The sequence below is a fragment of the Pseudomonas sp. RHF3.3-3 genome (assembly GCF_048069595.1).
GTDB classification, from domain to species: Bacteria; Pseudomonadota; Gammaproteobacteria; order Pseudomonadales; family Pseudomonadaceae; genus Aquipseudomonas; species Aquipseudomonas fuscovaginae_B.
On sequence record NZ_CP182250.1, the window covers coordinates 1,589,794 to 1,614,796 of the forward strand.

The 25,003-nt window shown below is 62.7% G+C and carries 26 protein-coding genes; 11 read left to right on the forward strand and 15 right to left on the reverse strand.

What is annotated here, in order from left to right:
• Positions 1 to 84: 84 nt before the first annotated feature.
• Complete coding sequence (gene tcdA / locus ACMGT0_RS07165) at positions 85 to 897, forward strand: tRNA cyclic N6-threonylcarbamoyladenosine(37) synthase TcdA (protein ID WP_273819418.1); 813 nt, start codon at positions 85 to 87, stop codon at positions 895 to 897.
• 34 nt (positions 898 to 931) lie between these two features.
• Here tcdA and ACMGT0_RS07170 read toward each other — a convergent pair whose 3' ends face one another.
• From ACMGT0_RS07170 to ACMGT0_RS07185, 4 genes are all read right to left on the reverse strand, one after another.
• The gene (locus ACMGT0_RS07170; protein WP_273819419.1) at positions 932 to 1,339 is read right to left on the reverse strand and encodes a SufE family protein; all 408 of its coding nucleotides are present in this window, start codon (positions 1,337 to 1,339) and stop codon (positions 932 to 934) included.
• Positions 1,336 to 2,541, reverse strand: a complete 1,206-nt coding sequence (locus tag ACMGT0_RS07175) for an aminotransferase class V-fold PLP-dependent enzyme (RefSeq protein ID WP_054058461.1) — start codon at positions 2,539 to 2,541, stop codon at positions 1,336 to 1,338. The genes ACMGT0_RS07170 and ACMGT0_RS07175 overlap by 4 nt, the downstream gene beginning before the upstream one ends.
• Positions 2,542 to 2,768: 227 nt before the next feature.
• Complete coding sequence (gene dapD / locus ACMGT0_RS07180; protein WP_273819421.1) at positions 2,769 to 3,803, reverse strand: 2,3,4,5-tetrahydropyridine-2,6-dicarboxylate N-succinyltransferase; 1,035 nt, start codon at positions 3,801 to 3,803, stop codon at positions 2,769 to 2,771.
• Between the two features lie 46 nt (positions 3,804 to 3,849).
• A complete protein-coding gene (locus tag ACMGT0_RS07185; RefSeq protein WP_239687978.1) occupies positions 3,850 to 4,158 on the reverse strand; it encodes an arsenate reductase in 309 nt (102 codons plus the stop codon).
• A gap of 271 nt (positions 4,159 to 4,429) precedes the next feature.
• Between ACMGT0_RS07185 and ACMGT0_RS07190 the strand changes: the two genes are divergently transcribed.
• Positions 4,430 to 6,076, forward strand: coding sequence for a Na+/H+ antiporter (locus tag ACMGT0_RS07190; protein ID WP_054058458.1), 1,647 nt, complete (start codon positions 4,430 to 4,432; stop codon positions 6,074 to 6,076).
• Between the two features lie 17 nt (positions 6,077 to 6,093).
• On the opposite strand, the gene ACMGT0_RS07195 is transcribed toward ACMGT0_RS07190, so the two are convergent.
• The 7 genes from ACMGT0_RS07195 to ACMGT0_RS07225 form a co-directional block, all read right to left on the reverse strand.
• On the reverse strand, positions 6,094 to 6,513 hold the full coding sequence (locus ACMGT0_RS07195) for a hypothetical protein (protein ID WP_054058457.1): 420 nt from the start codon (positions 6,511 to 6,513) through the stop codon (positions 6,094 to 6,096).
• A 27-nt stretch (positions 6,514 to 6,540) separates the two neighbouring features.
• On the reverse strand, positions 6,541 to 7,530 hold the full coding sequence (locus tag ACMGT0_RS07200; protein WP_054058456.1) for a threo-3-hydroxy-L-aspartate ammonia-lyase: 990 nt from the start codon (positions 7,528 to 7,530) through the stop codon (positions 6,541 to 6,543).
• 73 nt (positions 7,531 to 7,603) lie between these two features.
• The gene (locus tag ACMGT0_RS07205) at positions 7,604 to 8,869 is read right to left on the reverse strand and encodes an aminotransferase class I/II-fold pyridoxal phosphate-dependent enzyme (protein ID WP_054058455.1); all 1,266 of its coding nucleotides are present in this window, start codon (positions 8,867 to 8,869) and stop codon (positions 7,604 to 7,606) included.
• 4 nt (positions 8,870 to 8,873) lie between these two features.
• A complete protein-coding gene (locus ACMGT0_RS07210) occupies positions 8,874 to 9,218 on the reverse strand; it encodes an AzlD domain-containing protein (RefSeq protein WP_054058454.1) in 345 nt (114 codons plus the stop codon).
• Positions 9,215 to 9,949 carry an AzlC family ABC transporter permease gene (locus tag ACMGT0_RS07215; RefSeq protein WP_054058453.1) on the reverse strand — a complete coding sequence of 245 codons (735 nt, stop codon included), beginning with the start codon at positions 9,947 to 9,949 and terminating at the stop codon, positions 9,215 to 9,217. The genes ACMGT0_RS07210 and ACMGT0_RS07215 overlap by 4 nt, the downstream gene beginning before the upstream one ends.
• 52 nt (positions 9,950 to 10,001) lie before the next feature.
• Positions 10,002 to 10,883, reverse strand: a complete 882-nt coding sequence (locus ACMGT0_RS07220) for a sugar phosphate isomerase/epimerase family protein (RefSeq protein WP_054058452.1) — start codon at positions 10,881 to 10,883, stop codon at positions 10,002 to 10,004.
• Positions 10,884 to 11,007: 124 nt separating this feature from the next.
• Entirely contained in the window at positions 11,008 to 11,607 is a 600-nt protein-coding gene (locus ACMGT0_RS07225; protein WP_054058451.1) for an acyl-homoserine-lactone synthase, read from the reverse strand.
• Between the two features lie 145 nt (positions 11,608 to 11,752).
• Here ACMGT0_RS07225 and ACMGT0_RS07230 point away from each other — a divergent pair, with 145 nt between their 5' ends.
• On the forward strand, positions 11,753 to 11,980 hold the full coding sequence (locus tag ACMGT0_RS07230; RefSeq protein WP_239687977.1) for a hypothetical protein: 228 nt from the start codon (positions 11,753 to 11,755) through the stop codon (positions 11,978 to 11,980).
• Here ACMGT0_RS07230 and ACMGT0_RS07235 read toward each other — a convergent pair.
• Complete coding sequence (locus tag ACMGT0_RS07235; RefSeq protein ID WP_239687976.1) at positions 11,960 to 12,640, reverse strand: helix-turn-helix transcriptional regulator; 681 nt, start codon at positions 12,638 to 12,640, stop codon at positions 11,960 to 11,962. The two genes, ACMGT0_RS07230 and ACMGT0_RS07235, sit on opposite strands and share 21 nt — an antisense overlap.
• Positions 12,641 to 12,783: 143 nt before the next feature.
• Here ACMGT0_RS07235 and ACMGT0_RS07240 point away from each other — a divergent pair, with 143 nt between their 5' ends.
• The gene (locus ACMGT0_RS07240) at positions 12,784 to 13,734 is read left to right on the forward strand and encodes a PDR/VanB family oxidoreductase (RefSeq protein ID WP_416772002.1); all 951 of its coding nucleotides are present in this window, start codon (positions 12,784 to 12,786) and stop codon (positions 13,732 to 13,734) included.
• Positions 13,735 to 13,782: 48 nt separating this feature from the next.
• Here the strand turns inward: ACMGT0_RS07240 and dapC are convergent, their stop codons facing one another.
• The 3 genes from dapC to map are packed head-to-tail and all read right to left on the reverse strand — an operon-like array spanning position 13,783 to position 18,540.
• A complete protein-coding gene (gene dapC, locus ACMGT0_RS07245; RefSeq protein WP_416772003.1) occupies positions 13,783 to 14,991 on the reverse strand; it encodes a succinyldiaminopimelate transaminase in 1,209 nt (402 codons plus the stop codon).
• A 41-nt stretch (positions 14,992 to 15,032) separates the two neighbouring features.
• On the reverse strand, positions 15,033 to 17,735 hold the full coding sequence (locus ACMGT0_RS07250; RefSeq protein WP_054061834.1) for a [protein-PII] uridylyltransferase: 2,703 nt from the start codon (positions 17,733 to 17,735) through the stop codon (positions 15,033 to 15,035).
• Between the two features lie 22 nt (positions 17,736 to 17,757).
• The gene (gene map / locus ACMGT0_RS07255; RefSeq protein ID WP_054058445.1) at positions 17,758 to 18,540 is read right to left on the reverse strand and encodes a type I methionyl aminopeptidase; all 783 of its coding nucleotides are present in this window, start codon (positions 18,538 to 18,540) and stop codon (positions 17,758 to 17,760) included.
• 396 nt (positions 18,541 to 18,936) lie between these two features.
• Here map and rpsB point away from each other — a divergent pair, with 396 nt between their 5' ends.
• The 7 genes from rpsB to ispC all read left to right on the forward strand — a co-directional run bounded on the left by rpsB (position 18,937) and on the right by ispC (position 24,998).
• Complete coding sequence (gene rpsB / locus ACMGT0_RS07260) at positions 18,937 to 19,671, forward strand: 30S ribosomal protein S2 (RefSeq protein WP_017906276.1); 735 nt, start codon at positions 18,937 to 18,939, stop codon at positions 19,669 to 19,671.
• A gap of 191 nt (positions 19,672 to 19,862) precedes the next feature.
• Positions 19,863 to 20,726: a translation elongation factor Ts gene (gene tsf / locus ACMGT0_RS07265; protein WP_054058444.1), complete on the forward strand. Its 864-nt coding sequence runs from the start codon at positions 19,863 to 19,865 to the stop codon at positions 20,724 to 20,726.
• Between the two features lie 202 nt (positions 20,727 to 20,928).
• Positions 20,929 to 21,672: a UMP kinase gene (gene pyrH, locus ACMGT0_RS07270; RefSeq protein ID WP_017906274.1), complete on the forward strand. Its 744-nt coding sequence runs from the start codon at positions 20,929 to 20,931 to the stop codon at positions 21,670 to 21,672.
• A complete protein-coding gene (gene frr / locus ACMGT0_RS07275; protein WP_054058443.1) occupies positions 21,669 to 22,226 on the forward strand; it encodes a ribosome recycling factor in 558 nt (185 codons plus the stop codon). Before pyrH ends, frr begins: the two co-directional genes overlap by 4 nt.
• 17 nt (positions 22,227 to 22,243) lie before the next feature.
• Positions 22,244 to 22,999 (forward strand): polyprenyl diphosphate synthase, encoded by a 756-nt coding sequence (gene uppS, locus ACMGT0_RS07280; protein WP_054058442.1) that lies wholly within the window; start codon positions 22,244 to 22,246, stop codon positions 22,997 to 22,999.
• Entirely contained in the window at positions 22,999 to 23,811 is an 813-nt protein-coding gene (locus ACMGT0_RS07285) for a phosphatidate cytidylyltransferase (protein ID WP_416772007.1), read from the forward strand. Before uppS ends, ACMGT0_RS07285 begins: the two co-directional genes overlap by 1 nt.
• A complete protein-coding gene (ispC, locus tag ACMGT0_RS07290; protein WP_054058440.1) occupies positions 23,808 to 24,998 on the forward strand; it encodes a 1-deoxy-D-xylulose-5-phosphate reductoisomerase in 1,191 nt (396 codons plus the stop codon). Before ACMGT0_RS07285 ends, ispC begins: the two co-directional genes overlap by 4 nt.
• Positions 24,999 to 25,003: the final 5 nt, after the last annotated feature.

The window sequence follows — 25,003 nt, forward strand, 5'->3', positions numbered from 1 at the left end:
TCATGTGGCCGCCATTCGTAGGCTGAAGGTGCCTGCTGCCTGCGATGGGCCTATAATGCGCGCCGATTTTTCCGGTGATTGGTCATGAGTGCAGAAGATCCGCGGTTTGCCGGCGTTGCCCGGTTGTATGGCATTGAAGGTCTGGAGCGGCTGAAGGCGGCTCACGTGGCCATCGTCGGTGTGGGCGGGGTCGGTTCCTGGGCGGCCGAGGCGATCGCCCGTTGCGGCGTCGGGGAGATTTCCCTGTTCGATCTCGACGATGTCTGCGTCAGCAACAGCAACCGCCAGTTGCATGCCCTGGACAGCACGGTGGGGCGGGCCAAGGTCGACGTCATGGCCGAGCGGCTCAAGGGCATCAACCCGGATTGTCGCGTGCATGCGGTAACGGACTTCGTCACCCGCGACACCATGGCCGAATACATCACCGGGCAGATCGACTGCGTGATCGACTGCATCGACAGCGTCAACGCCAAGGCGGCGCTGATCGCCTGGTGCAAGCGGCGCAAGATCCAGATCATCACCACCGGCGGCGCGGGTGGGCAGATCGACCCGACACAGATCCAGGTCTGCGACCTGAACCGTACCTTCAACGATCCGCTGGCCTCCAAGGTGCGGTCGACCCTGCGTCGCGACTACGGCTTCTCCCGCACGGTCAATCGCCATTACAGCGTGCCCTGCGTGTTTTCTTCCGAGCAGTTGCGTTATCCGAAACCCGATGGCGGCATCTGTCTGCAGAAGAGTTTTGTTGGTGACGGCGTGAAGCTGGACTGTGCCGGTGGCTTCGGTGCGGTGATGATGGTCACGGCGACCTTCGGCATGGTTGCGGCGACCAAGGCGGTGGACAAGCTGGTCGCCGGCGTGCGGCGGCCGTCGGAGCGTGCCAGGCCCGCCCAGTGACGCGGGCATGGGCCGGAGCCACAGCCACGGTGCCCTAGGCTCCAGTGAGTTCGCGCATGCGCTGCAGTACGGCATTCAGGCCATTGCTGCGCGACGGCGACAGTTGCCGTGACAGCCCGAGCTGGTTGAACCAGTCCGCCAGGTCGATCCCTTGCAGTTCTTCGGCGCCCAGGCCGTTGACCCGTACCAGCAGCAGCGCCACCAGCCCACGGATCATTCGTGCATCGCTGCTGGCGACGAAATGCCACTGACCGTCCCGCAGGCTGCCGGTCAACCAGACCTGGCTCTCGCAGCCGTGCACCCGGTTGGCCTGGTTTTTCTCGGCCTCGTCCAAGGCGGGCAGGCGCTCGCCCCATTGCATCAACAGGCGGGCCCGCTGTTCCCAGCCGGCCGCCGCCCGAAAGCTGTCCAGGGCAGCCTGTGCTTCGCCCGGCAAGTTCATCGCAACAGCTCCAGTGCCTGGTCCAGTGCCTCGAAAAAGCGCTCCAGGTCATCGGAATCGTTGTACAGCCCCAGCGACACGCGGATCGCCCCGCTCAGCCCGAGTCGCTTCATCAACGGCATCGCGCAGTGATGGCCGGCGCGGACGGCAATGCCCTGCTCGGTCAGCAGGTGGGCGAGGTCGGCACTGTGCACGCCTTCGACGGTGAAACTGGCCAATGCCAACTGCGGCTCGCCCAGCAACTGGATACCGTTGCGTACCCTGAGGCCCTGCAGCAGATGGGCGTGCAGCGCCGCTTCGTGGGCGAGCACCGCGGCCTGGTCCAGCCCGGCGAGATAGTCGAGGGTCGCGCCCAGGCCGATCACACTGGCAATCGGCGGCGTTCCGGCTTCGAATCCGAGGGGGGCGGCGCGGAAGCTGGCGTGCTGGTAGTCGGCGTCCTGGACCATCTCGCCACCGAACTGCCAATGGCGCAGCTGCCGCAGTGCCTCGTGACGACCGTAGAGCACGCCCAGCCCATCAGGGCCGTAGAGCTTGTGGCTGGAAAAGACATAAAAGTCGCAACCCAGCGCCTGCACGTCATGACGACCGTGCACGACGCCCTGTGCGCCGTCGACGACCGTCAGGGCGCCGCAGGCTTTCGCCCGGGCCAACAGCTGCGGCAGCGGCTGCCAGGCACCGAGCACGTTGGACAGTTGGCTGACGGCCAGCAGGCGGGTTCGCTCACCGATCAGGCCGAGCGCGGCGTCGAGGTCGATCAGGCCGGCTGCGTTGATCGGCAGGACCACCAGCTTGAGCCCGCGGCGTTGTGCCAGTTGTTGCCAGGGCAACAGGTTGGCGTGGTGTTCCAGGGCGCTGACGACCAGTTCATCGCCCTGTTGCAATAGTGGCTCCAGACCGTAGGCCAGGAGGTTCAGTGCCGCAGTGGCACCGTGGGTGAAGATGACCTGCCCGCTGTCGCCAGCCCCCAGCCATTGGCCGACCTTCAGCCGGCTGTCTTCGAAGGCCTGGGTCGCGTGGGCGCCGGGCAGGTGCTGGGCACGGTGCACGTTGGCTGCGCCGTTGGCGTAGTAATGCGTCAGGGCGTCGAGCAGGGCCTGGGGTTTCTGCGTGGTGGCGGCGCTGTCCAGGTAGGTCTGGTCCTGCCGTTGCAGAGCGGCGAGGGCCGGGAAGTCGGCACGCCAGGGGGAGGGTATCAGCATGGTGTGGGCCCTGTTCAGCGTGGGCGGGGGAAACGAAAACCTGTAGGAGCCGGCGGTGCGGCGATCCGACTTGCCCGCGAAAGGGCTCTTGAGGCCGTCAAAGGCTTCGCGGGCTCTTTCGCGGGCAAGCTCGGCTGCTACAGGCGAAAGCGATTCCAGCAGCCTGCATCCCTGCTGCCTGGAACATCGCTATCGCCAGCAAGCCGGCTCCCAGAGGGAGGGCGCCATCAGTTGTGCGCGTGCAGCGCTTCGTTCAGCTCGATGGCCGACTTGTGGGTCTTGCATTCCACGGCGCCGGTTTCCGAGTTGCGACGGAACAGCAGGTCCGGTTGGCCGGCCAGGTCACGGGCCTTGACCACCTTGACCAGCTGGTTATTTTCATCGAGCAGCGCGACCTTGGTACCGGCGGTCACGTACAGGCCCGACTCGACGGTGTTGCGGTCACCCAGCGGGATACCGATACCGGCGTTGGCGCCGATCAGGCAGCCTTCGCCGACCTTGATCACGATGTTGCCGCCGCCCGACAGGGTGCCCATGGTCGAGCAGCCGCCACCCAGGTCGGAACCCTTGCCGACGAACACGCCCGCCGAGACACGGCCTTCGATCATGCCCGGGCCTTCGGTGCCGGCGTTGAAGTTGACGAAGCCTTCGTGCATCACGGTGGTGCCTTCGCCGATGTAGGCACCCAGGCGGATACGTGCGCTGTCAGCGATACGCACGCCGCTCGGCACCACGTAGTCGGTCATTTTCGGGAACTTGTCCACCGAGAACACTTCCAGCAGTTCGCCACGCAGGCGCGCTTCGAGCTGGTGTTCGGCCAGTTCGGCCAGGTCGATCGCGCCCTGGCTGGTCCAGGCCACGTTCGGCAGCAGCGGGAACACGCCAGCCAGGCTCAGGCCGTGCGGCTTGACCAGGCGGTGGGACAGCAGGTGCAGCTTGAGGTAGGCCTCGGGGGTGGAGCTCAGTTGGGCGTCTTCGGCCAGCAGGGTGGCGACCAGCGGCTTGTGGCTTTCGGCCAGGCGGGTCAGCAGGGCGGCCTGTGCGGCGTCGATGCCCTTGACGGCTTCGGCCAGTTGCGAGGCCTGCGCGGGGGTGAAGCTGATGGCCTGGTTGCCGCCGGTGTAGCCCAGTACCGGGGCGACTGCCGCGATCAGGTCGGCCGATGGCTGGATCAGTGGCTGTGCGTAGAACACTTCCAGCCAGGCACCTTGACGATTCTGGGTACCGACACCGAAGCCCAGGCTGAACAGATTGGTGGACATGCAGTTACCTCTTGCGAAATTGAGTGTGGGCCCTGAGCACTCTGGCTCAGTTGAGGGCCGCCGCGTAGCTATCTGGCTTGAAGCCAATCAGGGTTCGGTTGCCGAGATCGAGCACCGGGCGCTTGATCATCGAGGGTTGGGCGAGCATCAGCTCGATCGCCTTCGCCTGGTCGAGATCGGCCTTGCTGGCGTCGTCGAGCTTGCGAAAGGTGGTGCCGGCGCGGTTGAGCAGCACTTCCCAGCCATGCTCGTTGCACCAGCGGGTCAGGTTCTCGCGGTCGATGCCGGCGGTCTTGTAGTCATGGAAGTCGTAGGCTATCGCGTGTTCTTCCAGCCAGGTGCGAGCCTTTTTCATGGTGTCGCAGGCCTTGATTCCGAAAAGGCGCAATGTGTTGCTCGTATCGGTCACGGGAATTGCCCCCTTTTGCAGATATGCGAGATGAACAGTCGGTAATTATGCCATGGCCGAGTCGGTTCGGGGCCAACCCCGTACCTGTCCGTTCGGCTGGCAGGAATCGCCCTTGCGACCTTGGTGCAACGTCCGCGCGGCAGATTAAGCGGTTAATATGGCACTTTGGCGGCTGATTGTTGCCGGATAGCTTGTTGAACGATTGGGAAGTCGCCTTATGCAAACCGCCTACACCGTCCTCATTCTGCTGATGCTGGTCGGCGTCTCGCGGTTGCTGGCGCGGGTGATTCCATTGCCCTTGCCCCTGGTGCAGATCGCCGCGGGCGCGGCGCTGGCGTGGCCGACCCTCGGCCTGCACGTTGCCCTGGACCCCGAGCTGTTTCTCTTCATGTTCCTGCCACCGCTGCTGTTCTCCGATGGTTGGCGCATGCCCAAGCGCGAGTTCTGGCGTTTGCGCGGTCCGGTGCTGACCTTGGCGGTGGGGCTGGTGCTGTTCACCGTGGTCGGTGCCGGTTGCTTCATCCACTGGTTATTGCCGGGCATTCCCCTGCCGGTGGCCTTTGCCCTGGCCGCGGTGCTGTCGCCCACCGATGCCGTGGCGGTTTCGGCGATTGCCCAGAACCGCCTGCCCACGCCGTTGATGCACATGTTGCAGGGCGAGGCGCTGATGAACGACGCCTCGGGCCTGGTGACCTTCAAGTTCGCCCTGGCGGCGGCCATCACCGGGGTGTTTTCCCTGGCCAGCGCCAGCCTCACGTTCCTGCTGGTCGCCATCGGCGGGCTGGCCACCGGTGTCGTGTTGAGCTGGCTGGTCGGGCGGCTCAGGGCCTGGATGATTGCCCGCGGCTGGGACGATCCGGCGACCCATGTGGTGTTCATGTTGCTGTTGCCGTTTGCCGCCTATGTCCTGGCCGAGCGTCTGGGTGTCTCGGGTATCCTGTCGGCGGTGGCGGCGGGGATGATGCAGAGCTGGCTCGATCTGCTACCCCGGCAGACCAGCACCCGGCTGCTCAATCGCAGCGTCTGGTCACTGCTGGAGTTTGCCTTCAACGGCCTGATCTTCCTGCTGCTGGGCCTGCAATTGCCGGATATCGTCAAGGCGGTGGCCAGCCATGAAACCTCGCTGTGGCCGACGCTTCTCTATCGTTGCCTGGATGTGCTGGCGATCTTCCTGGTGCTGCTGGTATTGCGTTATGTCTGGGTACAGAGCATCTGGCGGCTGTCGGTGCTGCTGCGTCGCTGGCGCGGCAAAAGTGAACTGACGTCGATGCCCAAGGCGCGTTCCTGCTGGCTGTTGACGTTTGGCGGCGTGCGCGGGGCGGTGACCCTGGCCGGTGTGATGTCGGTGCCGCTGCTGATCGCTCCGGGCACCGATTTCCCCGAGCGTGACCTGCTGATCTTCATTGCCGCGGGGGTGATCCTGTTGTCGCTGGTGGCGGCCTGTGTCGCCTTGCCGGTGTTGTTGCGCGATGTCGCGCCGAGCCCGGACGATGCCCGTCGCCATGAGGTCCGCGAGGCCTGGCGGCGCACCGCCGAGGCGGCGATCCGTGCCCTGGAGATCGAGGAAGCGGCCGAGCCCAATGCTGTCGCGGATGCTGCCCAGGCGGCGCTGGCCACCGAACTGAAGGCGCGGATCATGTCCGAGTATCGGCATCAACTGGAGGTGTTCAACGATTCCGCCGAGGCCCAGGCCCTGGCCTTCCAGATGGACCTGCTGGAGCGGCGCCTGCGCTTGAAGGCGCTGCGGGCACAGCGCCTGGAGCTTTACAGCCTGCGGCGTCACCACCAGATCGGGGATGATGCGTTGCGTGAGGTGCTGGGTGAACTGGACCTGAGCGAGGCCAATCTGGGGCAGGTGAAATAGCGCCGGGGCTGGCGGGCTCACCAACCCGGTTCGCGGCCGTCGTTGGCGTGGGGAGCGTCCACCACCCGTTCTGGCTGAACGCTGCGGATACGCCGTTCCACATGGTAGGCACCGTCATCGTTGTGGCGAAGGTACAGGCGCCTGCAATGGGAACAGCACCACACGGTGGACTGGTTGTAGGGGTAATAGAGCGGTGCGATGGGGGCCTCGGGTGACCAGTAGGTCGTGCCCTCGGGGTGGTACTCGTCGATGACCGCCTCTTCCGGAGGGTACTTCGACAGTGTGCCGATCGCTGTAAAGGCTTCTTCCTGATAGCCCACCGGCCAACTGCTCCAACCCTGCAGATTGCGCCGAAGGCAGGCACAGTCCACCGTTATGCCCGATGATTCCACGGCAAGGCCGAGCAGGGTCTGGGCGTCTATGAGCCGGTCCTTCATAACGAGTTTCTCTCCATGTTCTATGCACTAGTGCCCCGAGGGCCCGGGCAGCTCGAGCAGCAGGCGGGCGTAGTGTGCGAGGTCCACATTTCCACCTGACAATATCACGCCAACCCGTTTGCCCCGAAGCTGTTCGCGCATCTTGAACGCTGCGGCCGCCGCCAGGCAGCCGGTGGGTTCGACGACGAGATTCATTCTTTCGGCGAGGAAATGCATGGCCCGCAGCAACTCCTCATCGGTGACGGTCACGATGTCGGTGACCCGTTCCCGGATGATCGGAAAGGTCAGTTTGCCCAGTGACTGGCTCTGGGCTCCGTCGGCGATGGTAATGGGTGTGGCGATGGTGACCAGTGAGCCCGAGTGCAGAGAACGCTGCGCATCGTTGCCGGCCTCCGGTTCCACTCCGAAGATCTCGCAGGCCGGAGACATCGAGCTGGCGATCAGCGCCGTGCCGGCAATCAGTCCGCCGCCGCCCACCGGTACCAGGAGCGCGTCCAGTTGCCCCACCTCTTCGAACAGTTCCAGGGCGGCGGTGCCTTGCCCGGCAATGATATCGGGGTGATCGAATGGCGGGATAAACGTGTAGTCGTGGTCCTGTTGCAGTTGTCGGGCGATCGCCAGGCGATCTTCGGCGTGGCGGTCATATTCGACCACGGACGCGCCGTAGCCCAGTGTCGCGGCCTTCTTCGCGGCTGGCGCGTCCGAGGGCATGACGATCACGGCGGGAATCCCGAGCTCCCGCGCGGCCAGGGCTATCCCCTGGGCGTGGTTGCCCGAGGAGTAGGCCACCACGCCCCGCTGCCTGGCGGTGGCATCGAGTTGCATCAGGGCGTTGAGCGCGCCGCGTATCTTGAACGCCCCCATGCGCTGGAACTGCTCGCATTTGAAATGGACCCGGTTTCCCAGCCAGGTGTCGAGGGTGGAGGAGGTGAACACCGGGGTGCGCCGTACGTGCCCCGCAAGGCGTAGGGCGGCAGCCTGCACATCCTGTGCAGTGGGCAATGACAGTTCGCTCATGGCGACTCCTGGAGTGGTGCGATGAAACGACATGACGGGGGCTGCCCGTCATGCCAGGGTGCCGGGCAGGTCGTCAGCGGCCGGGCTCGCGCTCGGCGCAGGCCAGCCTTACCGAGTTGGCGATGACCTCGGCTGCCTGCTCGATCTGCGCGAGGTTGAGGTAGGACGGCGCAATGCGCAGGTGGCGTTGCCGGGCATCGTGACCGTGGCAGTGGGTGGCCCCGGCGGGGGTCATTTTCACGCCTGCCTCCTGGGCGATATCCACAACCCGTCCGGCCAGCCCTTCGGGCACCAGCAGGGTGATGAAATAACCACCGCTGGGATGTGACCAACTGACCTCCGGCAGGCCTGTCAGGTGCTGGCTGAAGATCTGCCGGACCCGCTGGAACTTCGCCCCCAGGGATTGGCCATGGCGCTTCATGTGGGCCCTGAGGTTGTCCGCCGTCTGGAAGAACATCAGGTGTCTGACCTGATTGACCTTGTCCGGGCCGATCGTCTTGTACTGGCGGCACTGCAGCCACCAGCGCAGGGTTTCGGGACTGCCGCCGATCATCGCGATGCCGGAACTGGGAATGACCATTTTCGAGGTCGAGGCGAACAGGATCGCCCGCTCCGGGTTGTTTGCGCGGACGCAGGCCGCGTAGACGTCGGGGGCCGGCTCGGTGTGGTCGTGGAAGTCGTGGACCGCATAGGCGTTGTCCCAGAACAGCCGGAAATCCCGGGCTGCGGTCAACATGCTGGCCAGTCGGTTGACCACTTGCTGGCTGTAGATCGCGCCGTTGGGGTTGGCGTGCCGGGGAACGCACCACATGCCTCGAATGCTCGGGTCGCTGGCGACCAGCCGTTCGACCTCGTCCATGTCCGGCCCGTCTTCGTTCAACACCACGGGGACCATCTCGATGCCGTAATACTCGCAGATCGAGAAGTGCCGGTCGTAGCCAGGTTCAGGGCAGATGAAGCGCACCTTGTCGGCCTTGCCCCACGGCTGCATGCCGGCGAAGCCCCGGATCCAGGCATGGCCGATGGCTTCATGCATCAGCGCCAGGCTGGAGTTCTCGCCGATGGCCACCTGGTCGGCGGGAAGCCCCAGCAGCGCCGGGCCGAACAGCTCACGGACCTCCTTGACGCCCTGCAGCCCACCGTAGTTGAGCCAGTCCTGGCCGTCGGCGGAGGCGAACGGGTGGCTGCCGGGCAGGCTGAGAAAGTCATGGGACAGGGCGATCTGCTCGGGCGATGGCAGGCCGCGGGTCATGTTGATCGGCTGTTGGCGGTCGCGAAGTTCGGCGTGGCGTGCACGCAGTTTCTCCAGGTCCGGCTGTGTCGGGCGAGAGTCGGGCATTGCATCAAGCTCCTACGAAGAAGGTCATGGCGATGAAAAAGCCGAGGCAGATGAAGAGTGTCTTGAATACTCCCCGGAAACGCGCGGCGAGAAAGACGGCGAGGCACAGGGTGGCCAGCTTCAGCAGGGCCGTGGGGTTTTCGAAGTGCCCCAGCCAGTCGTCGTAGTAACGCTCGCCCAGCAGGGCGGAGTAGATGATGCCGCCCATGACGCCAAAGGCCGCATAGTTGAGGAATCGATAGATCAAGCCATCGGAAGCGATCGGCAGTTTGTGAAAGACCAGGATGGGCAGCGCGCGCAGCACGTAGGAGGCGAGCGAGGCGACGAGGATAAGCGTCCAGTTGTTCATTGGCTCTTCCGTTCGAACAGTTCGTCCCAGATCAGGAGGGCGGCTCCGAGTGCGAACGGCACCACGAAGATCTGGTAGTCGTGCAGGTAGCGACCGACGATCGGGGTCAGGGCGAAGCCGGCACCGGTGGCGATCATCGGCTTGAGTTTTGGCCAGGCGAGTGAGGCGAGCACGGTGAAGTGGATCGGCAGGATCACGCCGATCACCGATTGCAGCAGCGGGTTCTGATCGCCGCTGACCCAGTAGCCCAGGCCGGTGGCGACGATGGCGATCGACAGGGTGCTGATGCCACAGCCCAGGTAATAGTTGTAGACGTTGGCGATCATGCCCTTCTTGGCGTTGGACAGGGTGAAGGTGGAGATCGACAGCAACTGGGCGGACAGCAACGACTTCCACAGCGGCACGCCCTTGAAGTGCTCGGTCAACACCGAGGACATGATCAGGAAGCGGAAGTTGACCACCAGCGTGGTGAACAGGATCGACATCACCGTCAGGTTCGCGCCGTGTTGGGCGAGGAACACCTGCAACGGCGCCGCATGCACGGTGAAGGTCATGATCAGGGCCTGCAGGCCCGTGAACCCGGCATCCCGACTGGCGGCCCCGATGGAAAAGAAAAGGAACATGAAGGTCAGGCAGACGGGGAGTGAATCGATGCAACCTTCGGTGAAGGAGTTACGACTGGCCCGGCGTTGTTCGCCGGGCGAATCGGTGATCGACGCTTGGTTTGCCATGAGGGAGCTCCTGGCGCTGACGGCGAAGCGAATCCGCCGTCAGCGCTGCAGATTATCGAGCGCAGGACGCTACGAGTTGGTTGAGAAAATCGACACTGCCACGCAGGGTGCCGCCACGGGTTTCAAAACCGACCATGCCTTTCCAGCCGGTGTACTGAATGGCATCGATCAGGCCCGGAAAATCGAGGTTGCCCTGGCCCAGCGGGAAATGCGAATCCCGGTCACCGTTGTTGTCACTGAAAGACATGCCAACGACCCGGTCGCTGAATTTCCAGAAGAACGACAGGGGATCGCCCTCATTGACGTAGGCGTGGGACACGTCCAGGAACATGTGCAGGCCGGGAACGGACTCCAGCACATGCCCGACCTCGTCTGCCGTGGTGCAGATGTAATAGAAGGGGTGGAAGCGGGTGTAGTTGCACAGGTTCTCCAGCCAGATCTCGACGCCCCGGGCCTTGCCATAGGCCACCAGTTCCCGGAGGTTGCCAACCAGACCCTCCAGGCCCTTCTGGCGGGCTTCCTTGACCAGACGCGGCTCGACCACGCCACCGCCGTGGACGATCAGTGGCGCACCGCCCAATGCGGCGCAGATATCGACCTCTTTTTTCACGTAGTCCAGGGCGGCGGCGGCCAGGTCCTCGACATCGCTGCCCAGCGGGGCCTTGAAGTTGCCGTGGAAAATCGGTTTCACGCCGCTGCTGGCGATCAGTTCGTTCAGCGCCGCCAGGCGTTGCGCTGTGAAGTCGGAGGGACGTTCGCCTTCAAGGCTGCCGTCGATGTACCAATGGCTGTAACCCTGTTCCAGGGCCCGCTGCAGGCCCGCCTCGGCTGCCAGATAGTCTTGCTGGGCGGTGGCGGTAATGAATGCTGGCCAGGTTTCGCGGCTGGCGAATGCGTTGGTGGCGCCTTTTGGCAAATCGGTCACGGTTTCCATGTGTCTTCTCCACAGTCCAATTGTATTTATGATGAGAGCGGTGGTGTTTGCCTCTCGTGGTGGCAACCGGGACGGGCCCGGTGTGGGGGCAAATCATCTATCAATCCGTGGGCGGGACAACCTATCAGTTTGACAGGTTGGACGCGGCCTCGGTTTTCTCCAGGGCGTCCAGCGTTTTCCGGTTCAGGGCGATGGACAGCGCAACGGCGCGTTCCACACCGATGGTCTTGGCCGGGCCCAGTCGCCGGATATCCAGGCCGAGCCGAATGAGCAGTTTCTCGACGCCCACCGTGGTCACCGTGACGAATCGCTTCAGGCCACGCTCGACACCAAAGTGGACGACCGCCCGTATAGCGATCAGCGACTGCTCGGAAAATGCATAGGAGCGACCGCCCTGCTGGCAGATGGCAAAGCGACTGAGTTCCCAGGTGTCCTCCGCGCAGGGAACCGGGGCGCCTGCCAGAAGTTCCGGGAAAGTATCGGCCAGCATATTCGGGCCGGTAGTGGGCAAGAGTCGCCAACAGCCGCGGACACTTTCATCGAGGCCGGCATCCTGCAGGATCATGTAATAGGGGTTCAGTGCATCGTAGCCATCAATCTCCATGCCACCGATGACACTGACATCCCAATCTTTCTTGTCGCGGAATATCTTGGCTCTCAGGATATGCATTTTTTCCAGGCATATATCGTCGAAGTTGTTTCTTTTATCAATGGCTATATTCATGGAAGTTACCTCGAAAAGACGAGGTATTTATATATCCAGTGTGGATAATTAGTAGCCTATCAATCTGATAGGTGGCTGGCCGGGCGGGAGTCGAATATCGTCTGGGTTTCCCTGCGAAGGCGCCGAAATGAGGGTGGAGCGAAGTTTGATCAGGCAGGCCGTTGCCTTGCGGTTGCAGTTGGGCAAGAGCCAGGAGGCGTTCTGGGGCCTGTTCGGGTTGAGCCAGCCGGCCGCGAGCCGGCTGGAGTGTGGGGGCAACGGTTCGGCCAGCCTGCTGGTGCTGCTCAGCCTGTATGTGGCTGGCCGGATCGATGACAACGATCTGCTCTCCGTGTCGGCCCGTGAGGGTGGCCTAGGGCGTCATGAGGTCTAGTTGTATGGCTCTGGCCACGGCGAGCCGCCTGGAGCTGACATTGAGTTTGCGGCGAATGTTCTTGAAGTGAAATTCGACGGTGGGCTCTGCCAGGCTGAGAATCTTGCCAATTTCCCAGGTGGTTTTTTCGGCCCATGCCCAATGCAGTATTTCCAGTTCCCGAGGTGTCAGGTGAGGTGTATTCGAGTTGGAGTTCTGGAGAAAGAAGTTGCTGCCGCTCGTTACCGCGTAGTCACGCAGCATGCTGGCTGCGGGGATGCTGTGTTGCAGGACTTGTGAGTACTCGTTTTGCGGCATCGATTCGCAGCTCAGGCTGAGCATGCCGACCTGGCCCTGGGCCCCGTGGATGGGCAGCGTCAGACCCTGGCTGAGTCCGGCCCGCCGGGCTTCTTCGGCGAACTCCCTTTCTCTTTTGGTTTTGTAGAGTTTGTCTTCCCAGAGAATGGGAAGCGAGGATGAGAAACTATGGGAAACGACAGGATCGATACTGGAGTAATTCTCGTTATCATAAAGGCTTCGCCAGGATTCTGGAAAGTTGCTCATGATCTGTGCCGTACTGTTCTGTGCCTCCTTGTTGGGTTTCAGGGCATACAGGACCTGACTGTATCCGAGTTTCTGCACGGATAGAACAAGCGACTGGAACCAGGTGCGTGCATCCATTGCACTTAACAGCTCTATACATTCATCCATAAGTAGCATAGAAAAAATCCGGTATCGGTGAATCATTATTTTTGTCAGAGATAGAGGCCTGCTCCAAACGAGGTCAATAGCCTCTATGCCTCGATATATACAAGGAAGTTGTTATGAACGCCAGCCTACAGACCGTCCGCGTCAGGAACATCACCCGGGAAACCCCCAGCATCGTCTCGATAGACCTGGCGCCGGTCGGCCCCGGGCACCTGCCGGCATTCGAGGCCGGAGCCCATATCGACCTGCATCTGCCCAACGGGCTGGTGCGCAGCTATTCGCTGGTGAGTTGCCCGACGGACCTCAGTCACTACCGTCTCGGCGTACTCCATGATCGTCAGAGCCGCGGAGGGTCGGCGTTCATTCATAAACACCTGCGGGTGGGTGGGCTGCTCAAGGCTTCGGCGCCGCGCAACAATTTCCCGGCAGGCAGTGCCAGCCGGGCCGTTTTCATCGCTGGCGGCATCGGTATCACACCGCTCCTGAGCATCGCCCGGCACCTGGCCGGCAAGGGGGCTGCCGTCGACATGCTGTATTGCGTGCGCTCGGCGGCGGACGTGGCGTTTCGGGGCGAGCTGGAGAGCCTGCCCGGCTCGGTGAACTACCACTTCGATGACCAGCAGGGCGGGGCTCCGGACCTTCAGGCCCTGATGCGCGGCTACCCTCGCGACACGCATTTCTATTGCTGTGGCCCCGGGCCGATGCTGGAGGCGTTCGAGCGTGCCTGCACGGTGCTGGGTATCGAGCACGGCCATACGGAGCGCTTCAGCGGCGCGGCACTGCCGGAGCCGGGTGGGGCCCGCGGCTTTGAAGTGGTGCTCTCGCGCTCCGCGAAGCAGCTCTACCATGATGGAAAGGGCAGCCTGCTGGATACGCTGATCGCTGCGGGGCAGAGTCTTTCCTACAGTTGCCGGGAGGGCGTTTGCGGGGCCTGTGAAACCGTGGTCCTGGAGGGGACGCCTGATCACCGCGATTTCGTGCTCAGCCCTGCCGAGCGTGCCTCGGGCAGGACCATGATGCTCTGCGTGTCGGGCTGCAAGTCCGACCGGTTGGTGCTGGATATCTAGCTCAGCGGGTGCGGTGCGAGCGGGCAGGCCCGCCCGCACCCTGGCCTGTTACGCCTGGCCCTGGCGACGCTCGATAAAGGCGCGGATCCGCTGCGCCGCCTCGACACACTCGGCCAGCGGCGCGACCAGGGCCATGCGCACCCGGCCGGCGCCCGGATTGACGCCGTCGACCTCGCGGGACAGGTAGGACCCCGGCACCACGGTCACGTGTTCCTCGGCGAACAGGTCACGGCAGAATTCGGCATCGTCGCCCTGCACATTCGGCCACAGGTAGAAGCTGCCATCCGGCCGTTGCACATCCAGTACGGGCGCGAGAATCTCCAGCACCGCGTCGAACTTCTCCCGGTACAGCGCACGGTTGGCGCGGACGTGGACTTCATCGTTCCAGGCCGCGACGCTGGCCAGTTGGGTCTGCACCGGCATCGCGCAGCCGTGGTAGGTACGGTACAGCAGGAAGGCCTTGAGGATATCGGCGTCACCGGCGACGAAACCGGAGCGCAGGCCGGGCAGGTTGGAGCGCTTGGACAGGCTGTGGAACACCACGCAACGCTTGAAGTCCTTGCGGCCCAGGGCCACGCAGGCGCTGAGCAGCCCGGGTGGCGGCGTCTGCTCGTCGAAGTACAGTTCGCTGTAGCACTCGTCGGCCGCGATCACGAAGTCATGCTCGTCGGCCAGGGCGATCAGTTTTTCCAGGGTCGCCTGGGGAATGAGTGCGCCGGTCGGGTTGCCTGGCGAGCAGAGGAAGAGGATCTGGCAGCGTTGCCAGATGTCCGCGGGCACGGCGTCGAAATCCGGGTTGAAGCCGTTTCCGGTCAGGCATGGCAGGTAGTGTGGCTTGGCCCCGGCCAGGAAGGCGGCACCTTCATAGATCTGGTAGAAGGGGTTGGGGCTGACCACCAGCGCGTCTTCGCCACGATTGACCACGGTCTGGGTGAAGGCGAACAGGGCTTCGCGGGTGCCATTGACCGGCAGCACGTTGCGCGCCGGGTCGATCCAGCCGCTCGGTACGTTGAAGCGACGCTCGCACCAGGTGCCGATCGCCTCGCGCAGGGCCGGGATGCCCAGGGTGGTCGGGTACACCGACATCTGCTCCAGGTTGGCCGCCAGTGCCTCGGCGACGAAGCTTGGCGAGCGGTGCTTGGGTTCGCCGATGGACAGCGCAATCGGACGCTTGTCCTCGGCGGGTTTGACGCCGCCGAGCAGGGCGCGCAGTTTCTCGAACGGGTAGGGTTGCAACTGGTTCAACGCGTTGTTCATCGGGTACGGCTCTCAATCGGAATCAGGTTCATGGCCCGCCGTCAGATACTCAGGCGGGTCAGTTCGACAGTCGGTTCGGAGGTGACGCTCAGTTGCTCGACGATGGCGTCCTGCAAACGGCTGCACAGTTGCGGGTCGGACAGCGGCTGGTTCTGCGCGTCGGTGATGAAGAACACGTCCTCCACCCGTTCGCCCAGGGTGGCGATCTTCGCGTTCTGCAGCGACAGGTCGAACTCCAGGAAGATCTTTCCAACCCGTGCCAACAGGCCGGGACGATCCGGGGCGCTCAGTTCGAGCACGGTCACCGGGCGCTGGGCGTCGTTGTGGATGGTCACCTGCGGGGCAAAGGCGAAGTGCTTGAGCTGGCGCGGTACCCGGCGCTGGATGATGGTCGGATAGTCGTCGGGATTGCGCAGGGCTTCGGCCAGGCCTTCGCGGATCTGCTTGACCCGCTTGGGGTTGTCGCCGATAGCGCCGCCATCGGTGTCCAGCACGATGTAGGTATCGAGGGTGAACTGGCTGCTGGAGGTGATGATCCGGGCGTCGTGGATGTTCAGGTTGAGCTGGTCCATCGCTGCCACAGTCACGGCGAAGAAGTCGTGCTGGTCCGGGGCGTAGATGAAGATCTGCGTACCGCCCTCGAATTCGCGCTGGGTGGTTTCCTTGATCAGCACCAGTGGCCCGCCATCGGCCGGCTGCTGGAGGATCGCGTCACTGTGCCAGGCGACGTCGCCGGCGGTGTGACGCAGGAAGTAATCGTCACCCAGTTGTGTCCAGAGCTGTTCGACGTCGTCCGGGTCGGTGCCGTTGCGGACCAGGATGTCCAGGGCCGCACTCTGGGTCTGGCGGATCTGCTCCTCGCGGTCCACCGGGTTTTCCAGGCCGCGACGCAGGGCGCGCTTGGTCTCGGTGTAGAGCTGGCGCAGCAGGCTGGCGCGCCAGGAGTTCCACAGCGTCGGGTTGGTCGCGTTGATATCGGCGACGGTCAGCACGTAGAGGTAGTCCAGGTAGACGTGGTCGCCGACGATCTGCGCGAAGTCGTGGATCACCTGCGGATCGGACAGGTCCTTGCGCTGGGCCGTGGTCGACATTACCAGGTGGTTCTGCACCAGCCAGACGATCAGGCGGCTGTCCCATGCGGGCAGTTGGTGGCGCTTGCAGAAGGCTTCGGCATCGATCGCGCCGAGTTCCGAATGGTCGCCATGCCGGCCCTTGCCGATGTCGTGGTAGAGCCCTGCCATGTAGATCAGCTCGGGCTTGGGCAGCTTGGCCATGAGCTTGGCGGCCAGCGGGAATTTCTCGGAAACCTGGGTGTACTGCAGTTTGCGCAGGTGCTTGATCAGGTTGAGCGTGTGCGCATCGACGGTATAGATGTGGAACAGGTCGTGCTGCATCTGCCCGACGATGTCGCCGAACTCGGGCAGGTAGCGGCCGAGAATGCCGTAGCGGTTCATCCGGCGCAGGTTGCGGTGTACGCCGATCCTGCACTTGAACAGCTCGATGAACAGGCTGGTGTTGCGGATGTCGTTGCGGAAGTCGTCGTCGATCAGGTGGCGATGTTCGCGCAGCAGGCGAATGGTGTCGGCGCGCACCCCCTTGATTTCCGGTTGCTGGGCCATCAGCACGAAGATTTCCAGCATGGCGAATGGCGCGCGGCGGAACACGTTCGGGTTGCTCGCCTCGATGTAGCCATCGTGCAGTTGGAAGCGCGAGTTCAACGGTTGCGGCGGCGCTTCGTCTTCCGGGGCGAGGATGACTTCGGCAAAGTGCTGGATGATCAGCTCGCTGAGTTGGGCGATGCTCATGATCACCCGGTAGTACTGCTGCATGAAGTTCTCGACGGCCTGCTTGGCGTCGTCGCCCTGGAACCCCAGCAGTCCGGCGATGCTGCGCTGGTGATCGAAAAGCAGGCGGTCCTCGGCGCGTCCGGCGAGCATGTGCAACGCATAGCGGACCCTCCAGAGAAACTCCTGGGAGGAGGCCAGCAGGATGTTTTCGCTTTCCACCAGGAAACCTTCGCCGGCCAGCGCCCGCAGGTTCAGGGTGCCGTACTGGCGGCGGGCGACCCAGAGAATCGTCTGGATGTCCCGCAGGCCGCCAGGAGAACCCTTGACGTTGGGCTCCAGGTTGTATTCGGTGTCGTTGTACTTGTGGTGGCGCGCCTTCTGTTCGGCGTGCTTGGCCAGGAAGAAATCCTTGCTCGGCCACATGTGCTCGGTGCTGGTGACCTCGAGCATGCGCTCGCGCAGGCGCTCGGGGCCGGCGATGGTGCGACTTTCCATCAGGTTGGTGATGACGGTCAGGTCGGCCCGCGCCTCTTCGGCGCATTCCTGCACCGAGCGGACGCTCTGGCCGACTTCCAGGCCGATGTCCCACAGCAGGGTCAGAAAGCGCTCGATGGAATCCCGAAAGATCTCATGATCGGCGCTGTCCAGCAGGATCAGCAGGTCGATGTCCGAGTAGGGGTGCAGTTCGCCACGACCGTAGCCGCCAACCGCCACCAGGGCGATATCGGCATCTTCGCTCCAGTCGAACTGTTCCCAGGCCTGCTGCAGGATGTGGTCGACGAACCAGGCGCGATCCTCGATCAGTCGACGGATGTCGCGCCCGCTGCGAAAGCGTTCGTCGAGAACCTCATGGGCGCGACGGATGACTTTCTTGAATGCCGCTATGGGGCTGGCCTTGAGGGCCAGTTCCGCCTGGAACTGGCCACGGTCGAAGAGTTCGGGGTCCACCTGCGGCATCGTTCGGGTTTCCTTTAATGGATCAGGCAGAGGTGCGCGGGATGGTATCGTCGCTGCGCAGGGTGAAGATCTCGTAGCCGGTTTCGGTGACCAGCAGGGTGTGTTCCCATTGTGCCGAGAGCTTGCGGTCCTTGGTGATCGCGGTCCAGCCGTCGCCCAGCACCTTGGTGTCGGCCTTGCCCTGGTTGATCATCGGTTCGATGGTGAAGGTCATGCCGGCCTTCAGTTCCATGCCGGTGCCGGCACGGCCGTAGTGCAGGATCTGCGGCTCTTCGTGGAATACCTTGCCGATGCCGTGGCCGCAGAACTCGCGAACCACCGAGAAACCGTTCTTTTCCGCATGCTTCTGGATGATCTCGCCGATGTCGCCCAGGCGGCAGCCGGGCCTGACGATCTCGATCGCCTTGTACATGCACTCCTGGGTCACCTGGGACAGGCGCTCGGCCCAGACCGGCACGGTGCCGACGTGGAACATCTTGCTGGTGTCGCCGTGGTAGCCGTCCTTGATCACCGTGACGTCGATGTTCAGGGTGTCGCCATCCTTGAGCGGCTTGTCGCTGGGGATGCCGTGGCAGACCACATGGTTGATCGAGGTGCAGATCGACTTGGGGAAACCCTTGTAGTTGAGGGGGGCGGGGATGGCCTGCTGCACGTTGACGATATAGTCGTGGCAGATGCGGTCCAGCTCCTCGGTGGTGACGCCGGGCTTGACGTGCTCACCGATCATTTCCAGTACATCGGCGGCCAGTTTCCCGGCGATGCGCATTTTGGCGATGTCCTCGGGAGTCTTGAGGGTGACGGTCATACGGGCTCTCTATGCGCTCAGGCGCAGGTAAACACGGAAAAAGGTCGACGGCGGCAACATCCGTTAACGGAGTATTGCCTTCCGGAACCCTGAAAAATGCGATTCTAACAGACGGACGGAGCAAATCATGACGTCCGGGCATCGCTTCTCTTCACAAGGATGGGGCATTCTGGCGCGAATCCAAGGGTGGCGCAAAAGCTGCAGGCGGGATATGCGAATCCGGGTTCCGTTTTCAGCGGCCTTGTGATATAAAATGCGCCGCTTTCCGGGGATAGCCCCGAAAAGCCTAAATCCACACACGTGTCGACACGATGACCTGGGTGCCTTCGGCCTTGCTGCCGATCGGTTGGTCATTGGGATACGTGGAGGCCAAACCCGACTTATCAAGGAACTATCATGTCCCAAGTCAACATGCGCGATATGCTGAAGGCCGGTGTGCACTTCGGTCACCAAACCCGTTACTGGAACCCGAAAATGGGCAAGTACATTTTCGGTGCGCGCAACAAGATTCACATCATCAACCTTGAAAAAACCCTGCCTATGTTCAACGACGCTCTGGCGTTCGTAGAGCGTCTGGCTCAGGGCAAAAACAAGATTCTGTTCGTCGGCACCAAGCGTTCCGCCGGCAAGATCGTCGCTGAAGAAGCAGTACGTTGCGGTTCGCCGTACGTCGATCACCGCTGGTTGGGCGGCATGCTGACCAACTTCAAGACCATCCGTGCTTCCATCAAGCGTCTGCGCGACCTCGAAGTGCAAGCCGAAGACGGTACCTTCGCCAAGCTGACCAAGAAAGAGGCGCTGATGCGCACTCGCGATCTGGAAAAGCTGGATCGTTCCCTGGGCGGTATCAAGGACATGGGCGGTCTGCCTGACGCACTGTTCGTCATCGACGTTGATCACGAGCGCATCGCGATCACCGAAGCCAACAAGCTGGGCATCCCGGTCATCGGCGTAGTCGATACCAACAGCAGCCCGGAAGGCGTTGACTACATCATCCCAGGCAACGATGACGCCATCCGCGCCATCCAGCTGTACATGGGTTCGATGGCTGACGCCGTTATCCGTGGCCGCAACAACGTTGCTGGCGGCACTGAAGTCTTCGTTGAAGAAACTCAGGCTGCAGCTGAGTAATTGACGCCCTGGCGTTGACTCAGTAAGCAAAAAGGGGGCTTGGCCCCCTTTTTGCCACCTCGAAAACCATTTGTCTGCGCGCCGCTACAGCGTCTGTAATGTGCAGCTGCTAACAAGGGTGATTCGGGAAGAATTGAACGCCCGTTCGATCGGGTGGAATGGTTGATAACCTATCCAAGAGGAATTTTGAAATGGCAGCAATTACTGCGGCGCTGGTCAAAGAACTGCGCGAGCGTACCGGCGAAGGCATGATGGATTGCAAGAAGGCCCTGGAAAAGGCCGGCGGCGACATCGAGAAAGCCATTGACGACATGCGTGCCTCGGGCGCCATCAAGGCCGCCAAGAAGGCTGGCAACGTCGCTGCTGAAGGCGCTATCGCCGTCAAGACCGACGGCAAGGCCGCCGTCCTGCTGGAAGTGAACTCGCAGACCGACTTCCTGGCCCTGCAGGACGACTTCAAGACTTTCGTCAGCGAAAGCCTGGAAGAAGCCTTCGCCCAGAAGCTGACCGACGCCGCTCCGCTGATCGCTTCGCGTGAAGCCGCTCGTGAGGCCCTGGTTGCCAAGTGTGGCGAGAACGTCAACATCCGTCGCCTGGCGCGCGTTGAAGGTGACGTTGTCGGTGCCTACCTGCACGGTAACAAGATCGGTGCAACCGTCGTTCTGAAAGGTGGTGACGTCGAGCTGGCCAAGAACATCGCCATGCACGTTGCCGCTTCGAACCCTGAGTTCCTGCTGCCGTCGGAAGTATCGGCCGAGGCCATCGAGCGCGAGAAGGGCGTCTTCCTGCAACTGAACGCCGACAAGATCGCCGGCAAGCCGGAAAACATCGTCGAGAACATGATCAAGGGTCGTATCTCGAAGTTCCTGGCCGAGGCCTCGCTGGTCGAGCAGGCTTTCGTCATGAACCCGGAAGTCAAGGTTGGCGAACTGGCCAAGAAAGCCGGTGCTGAAATCGTTTCCTTCACCTACTTCAAGGTCGGCGAAGGCATCGAGAAGCCGGTTGACAACTTCGCTGAAGAAGTTGCTGCCCAGGTAGCTGCCGCCAAGCAGTAAGACAGACCCGTCTGTCGCCCCGAAGAGGCTGCCCGCTTACGCGCGCAGCCTCTTTTCAAATGGGAGGAAGGTTTTCTCTTTCTCTCGTCGGAACCGGCTTACAAAGCTGTGTTCTGATGGCGCTGTAGCAGCGCCAAGCTAGAGTTAGCAGGCTGCAAAACAGCTCGCAAGAATTTTTATAACGCCGCAGGAGAGATTCGCAATGGCTCAGCAGGGCAGTGGTTATCAAGCTCGCTATAAACGCATTCTACTCAAGCTTAGCGGCGAGGCCCTGATGGGCTCGGAAGAGTTCGGGATCGATCCGAAGGTCCTGGATCGCATGGCGCTGGAAGTCGGTCAACTGGTCGGTATCGGTGTGCAGGTCGGTCTGGTGATCGGCGGTGGCAACCTGTTCCGCGGTTCCGCACTGAGCGCTGCCGGCATGGATCGCGTCACCGGCGACCACATGGGCATGCTCGCGACCGTGATGAACGCGTTGGCGATGCGCGATGCGCTGGAACGTGCGAATATCTCAGCCATCGTGATGTCGGCCATTTCCATGGTCGGTGTGACCGATCACTACGATCGCCGCAAGGCCATGCGCCACCTCAACTCCAAGGAAGTGGTGATTTTCGCGGCCGGTACCGGTAATCCGTTCTTCACTACGGATTCGGCAGCCTGCCTGCGGGCGATCGAAATCGATGCCGACGTGGTGCTCAAGGCAACCAAGGTCGATGGCGTCTATACCGCAGATCCGTTCAAGGACCCGCATGCCGAGAAGTTCGATCATCTGACCTATGACGAGGTGCTGGATCGCAAGCTGGGTGTCATGGATCTGACCGCTATCTGCCTGTGCCGCGATCACAAGATGCCGTTGCGCGTATTTAACATGAACAAGCCCGGCGCCCTGCTGAACATCGTACATGGCGGCGCTGAAGGAACCCTGGTCGAGGAAGGCGTACAATGATCAACGAACTCAAGAAAGACGCTCAGGTGCGCATGCAGAAGTCCCTGGAGTCTCTGGCCCACGCATTTGGCCAAATCCGTACCGGCAAGGCCCACCCAAGCATCCTGGGTAGCGTGATGGTCCCCTACTACGGTACCGACACGCCTTTGAGCGGTGTTGCCAACGTAACGGTGAAAGATAACCAGACCCTGCAGGTCGTGCCGTTCGAGCGCAACATGCTCGGTGCCATCGACAAGGCCATCGGCAGTGCCGGCCTGAACCTCAACCCGACCAACCTGGGCGAGTTGCTGCTGATCAAGATGGCGCCACTGACCGAGGAAACCCGCAAGGGCTTCACCAAGCAGGCGCGTGCCGCCGCGGAAGACGCACGGGTTGCGGTGCGCAATATCCGTCGTGATGTGCTGGGTGACCTGAAGAAGCTGGCCAAGGACAAGGAAATCAGCGAAGACGAAGAACGCCGCGCCGGCGCTGAAATCGACAAGCTGATCAAGGAATTCGAAGCCCAGATCGCCAAGGCCACCGAAGAAAAAGAAAAGGACCTGATGGCCGTATAAGGGTCAGGACACCTTCAATGGAAAAGACCAAGCAGGCTGTGCTGTCCTCGGTGCCGCGCCACGTGGCGATCATCATGGATGGCAACAATCGCTGGGCCAAGAAACGTTTCTTGCCTGGCGTCGCCGGTCACAAGGCCGGTGTCGATGCGGTGCGGGCGGTGATCGAGGTGTGTGCCGAGGCCAAGGTCGAGGTGCTGACCCTGTTCGCCTTCTCCAGTGAGAACTGGCAGCGCCCCGCCGACGAAGTCAGCGCCTTGATGGACCTGTTCTTCAAGGCGTTGCGGCGCGAAGCCAAGCGCCTCGACGACAACAACATCAGCCTGCGGATCATCGGCGACCGCTCGCGCTTCCACCCTGAACTCCAGGCGGCGATGCGCGAGGCGGAAGCCGCGACGGCGGGCAGCAATCGTTTCATTCTGCAGATTGCCGCCAACTACGGCGGGCAGTGGGATATCGCCCAGGCTGCCCAGCGTCTTGCCCGTGAGGTGCAGGCCGGGCATCTGCGCCCGGACGATATCACCCCGGATCTGCTGCAGACCTGCCTGGCCACCGGCGACCTGCCGTTGCCGGACCTGTGCATCCGCACCGGTGGCGAACATCGGATCAGCAACTTCCTGCTGTGGCAGTTGGCGTATGCCGAGCTGTATTTCTCCGACCTGTTCTGGCCGGACTTCAAACACGATGCCATGCGCAACGCGCTGGCTGATTTCGCTTCCCGCCAGCGTCGTTTCGGTAAGACGAGCGAGCAGGTCGAAGCTGGAGCCCGGGTTTAATGCTCAAGCAACGCATCATCACCGCACTTGTCCTGCTGCCTATCGCCCTGTGCGGTTTCTTCCTGCTTTCGGGCTCCGGTTTCGCGCTGTTCATCGGCGTGGTCGTGACGCTCGGGGCCTGGGAGTGGGCGCGGTTGGCAGGTTTTGACGCGCAGCCGGCCCGGGTGGCGTATGCCGCGCTGGTCGCGGTCCTGCTGTTCTTCATGTACATCCTGCCGAACCTGGCGCCCTGGGTGCTGGGTGCGTCGGTGTTGTGGTGGGGGCTGGCGACCTACCTGGTGCTGACCTATCCGCAGTCCAGTGCACGCTGGTCGAGCGCGGCGAGCAAGCTGGTGATCGGTTTCCTGATCCTGCTGCCGGCCTGGCAGGGGCTGATCGAGATCAAGCAGCATGCGTCGGGCCGGGGCAACTGGCTGATCATGGCGGTGATGATTCTGGTCTGGGGCGCCGATATCGGCGCCTATTTCTCCGGCAAGGCCTTCGGCAAGCGCAAGTTGGCGCCGGCGGTGAGTCCCGGCAAGAGCTGGGAGGGCGTCTATGGCGGCCTGTCGCTGAGCCTGGCGATCACCGCGGTATTCGGCCTGGTTTCCGGCTGGGGCCTGGGCCAGGTTATCGCGAGCCTGATGGGCGCGGCGATCATCGTTTTCGTATCGGTGGTCGGTGACCTGACCGAAAGCATGTTCAAGCGTCAATCGGGAGTCAAGGACAGCAGCAACCTGCTGCCAGGGCACGGTGGTGTGCTCGACCGTATCGACAGTCTGACCGCCGCTATCCCGATGTTCGCTGTGCTGCTGTGGATCGCTGCATCGTGAGCCGTCCACAACAGGTTACCGTGCTGGGAGCCACCGGCTCCATCGGCTTGAGCACGCTGGATGTGATTGCCCGGCATCCGGAGCGTTACCAGGCGTTCGCCTTGAGCGGTTTCACTCGCCTCACCGAGCTGCTGGCCCTGTGTGTTCGCCATCGTCCGCGCTTTGCGGTGGTGCCAGATGCGCTCGCTGGCCGCCGCCTGCAGGACGAACTGCGCGCTGCCGGCCTGTCGACCGAGGTTCTGGTTGGCGAGCAGGGATTGTGCGAGGTCGCTTCGCATCCCGAGGTCGATACCGTGATGGCGGCGATCGTGGGGGCCGCAGGCCTGCGTCCGACCCTGGCGGCGGTCGAGGTCGGCAAGAAGATTCTGCTGGCGAACAAGGAAGCGCTTGTGATGACCGGTGCGCTGTTCATGCAGGCGGTGCGCAAGAGCGGTTCGGTGCTGTTGCCGATCGACAGCGAGCACAATGCGATCTTCCAGTGCCTGCCAGGGGATTTCGCCCGTGGTCTTGGCGCTGTAGGGGTGCGTCGGATTCTGCTGACCGCCTCCGGCGGGCCGTTTCGGCAGACGCCTCTGGCCGATCTTGAGCATGTCACGCCCGATCAGGCCTGTGCCCACCCCAACTGGTCCATGGGGCGCAAGATTTCGGTCGACTCGGCCAGCATGATGAACAAGGGCCTGGAGTTGATCGAAGCCTGCTGGCTGTTCGATGCGCGGCCGGATCAGGTCGAGGTGGTGATTCATCCGCAGAGTGTGATTCATTCCCTGGTCGATTACATCGATGGTTCGGTGCTTGCCCAGTTGGGCAATCCCGATATGCGTACGCCGATCGCCAATGCACTGGCCTGGCCTGAGCGTATTGATTCCGGTGTGGCGCCGCTGGATCTGTTTGCCGTGGCACGCCTGGACTTCCAGGCCCCGGACGAACAGCGCTTCCCCTGCCTGCGTCTGGCACGGGCGGCTGCCGAGGCGGGCGGCAGCGCGCCGGCGATGCTCAATGCGGCCAACGAGGTGGCGGTCGCGGCATTTCTCGAACGGCGCATCCGCTACCCCGAGATCGCGAGTATCATCGAAGAAGTGTTGAATCTGGAACCTGTTGTCGCGGTCGATGAACTCGACGCGGTATTCGCAGCGGATGCCAAGGCACGGGCATTGACCGAGCAGTGGTTGAGTCGCAACCGACGCTGAGTCTG

What these genes read in the sequence shown, in the direction of transcription:
- tcdA (WP_273819418.1), top strand. Translation starts at nt 85, where the DNA reads ATGAGTGCAGAAGATCCGCGGTTTGCCGGCGTTGCCCGGTTGTATGGC.
- ACMGT0_RS07170 (WP_273819419.1), bottom strand. Translation starts at nt 1,339, where the DNA reads ATGAACTTGCCGGGCGAAGCACAGGCTGCCCTGGACAGCTTTCGGGCG.
- ACMGT0_RS07175 (WP_054058461.1), bottom strand. Translation starts at nt 2,541, where the DNA reads ATGCTGATACCCTCCCCCTGGCGTGCCGACTTCCCGGCCCTCGCCGCT.
- dapD (WP_273819421.1), bottom strand. Translation starts at nt 3,803, where the DNA reads ATGTCCACCAATCTGTTCAGCCTGGGCTTCGGTGTCGGTACCCAGAAT.
- ACMGT0_RS07185 (WP_239687978.1), bottom strand. Translation starts at nt 4,158, where the DNA reads ATGAAAAAGGCTCGCACCTGGCTGGAAGAACACGCGATAGCCTACGAC.
- ACMGT0_RS07190 (WP_054058458.1), top strand. Translation starts at nt 4,430, where the DNA reads ATGCAAACCGCCTACACCGTCCTCATTCTGCTGATGCTGGTCGGCGTC.
- ACMGT0_RS07195 (WP_054058457.1), bottom strand. Translation starts at nt 6,513, where the DNA reads ATGAAGGACCGGCTCATAGACGCCCAGACCCTGCTCGGCCTTGCCGTG.
- ACMGT0_RS07200 (WP_054058456.1), bottom strand. Translation starts at nt 7,530, where the DNA reads ATGAGCGAACTGTCATTGCCCACTGCACAGGATGTGCAGGCTGCCGCC.
- ACMGT0_RS07205 (WP_054058455.1), bottom strand. Translation starts at nt 8,869, where the DNA reads ATGCCCGACTCTCGCCCGACACAGCCGGACCTGGAGAAACTGCGTGCA.
- ACMGT0_RS07210 (WP_054058454.1), bottom strand. Translation starts at nt 9,218, where the DNA reads ATGAACAACTGGACGCTTATCCTCGTCGCCTCGCTCGCCTCCTACGTG.
- ACMGT0_RS07215 (WP_054058453.1), bottom strand. Translation starts at nt 9,949, where the DNA reads ATGGCAAACCAAGCGTCGATCACCGATTCGCCCGGCGAACAACGCCGG.
- ACMGT0_RS07220 (WP_054058452.1), bottom strand. Translation starts at nt 10,883, where the DNA reads ATGGAAACCGTGACCGATTTGCCAAAAGGCGCCACCAACGCATTCGCC.
- ACMGT0_RS07225 (WP_054058451.1), bottom strand. Translation starts at nt 11,607, where the DNA reads ATGAATATAGCCATTGATAAAAGAAACAACTTCGACGATATATGCCTG.
- ACMGT0_RS07235 (WP_239687976.1), bottom strand. Translation starts at nt 12,640, where the DNA reads ATGGATGCACGCACCTGGTTCCAGTCGCTTGTTCTATCCGTGCAGAAA.
- ACMGT0_RS07240 (WP_416772002.1), top strand. Translation starts at nt 12,784, where the DNA reads ATGAACGCCAGCCTACAGACCGTCCGCGTCAGGAACATCACCCGGGAA.
- dapC (WP_416772003.1), bottom strand. Translation starts at nt 14,991, where the DNA reads ATGAACAACGCGTTGAACCAGTTGCAACCCTACCCGTTCGAGAAACTG.
- ACMGT0_RS07250 (WP_054061834.1), bottom strand. Translation starts at nt 17,735, where the DNA reads ATGCCGCAGGTGGACCCCGAACTCTTCGACCGTGGCCAGTTCCAGGCG.
- map (WP_054058445.1), bottom strand. Translation starts at nt 18,540, where the DNA reads ATGACCGTCACCCTCAAGACTCCCGAGGACATCGCCAAAATGCGCATC.
- rpsB (WP_017906276.1), top strand. Translation starts at nt 18,937, where the DNA reads ATGTCCCAAGTCAACATGCGCGATATGCTGAAGGCCGGTGTGCACTTC.
- tsf (WP_054058444.1), top strand. Translation starts at nt 19,863, where the DNA reads ATGGCAGCAATTACTGCGGCGCTGGTCAAAGAACTGCGCGAGCGTACC.
- pyrH (WP_017906274.1), top strand. Translation starts at nt 20,929, where the DNA reads ATGGCTCAGCAGGGCAGTGGTTATCAAGCTCGCTATAAACGCATTCTA.
- frr (WP_054058443.1), top strand. Translation starts at nt 21,669, where the DNA reads ATGATCAACGAACTCAAGAAAGACGCTCAGGTGCGCATGCAGAAGTCC.
- uppS (WP_054058442.1), top strand. Translation starts at nt 22,244, where the DNA reads ATGGAAAAGACCAAGCAGGCTGTGCTGTCCTCGGTGCCGCGCCACGTG.
- ACMGT0_RS07285 (WP_416772007.1), top strand. Translation starts at nt 22,999, where the DNA reads ATGCTCAAGCAACGCATCATCACCGCACTTGTCCTGCTGCCTATCGCC.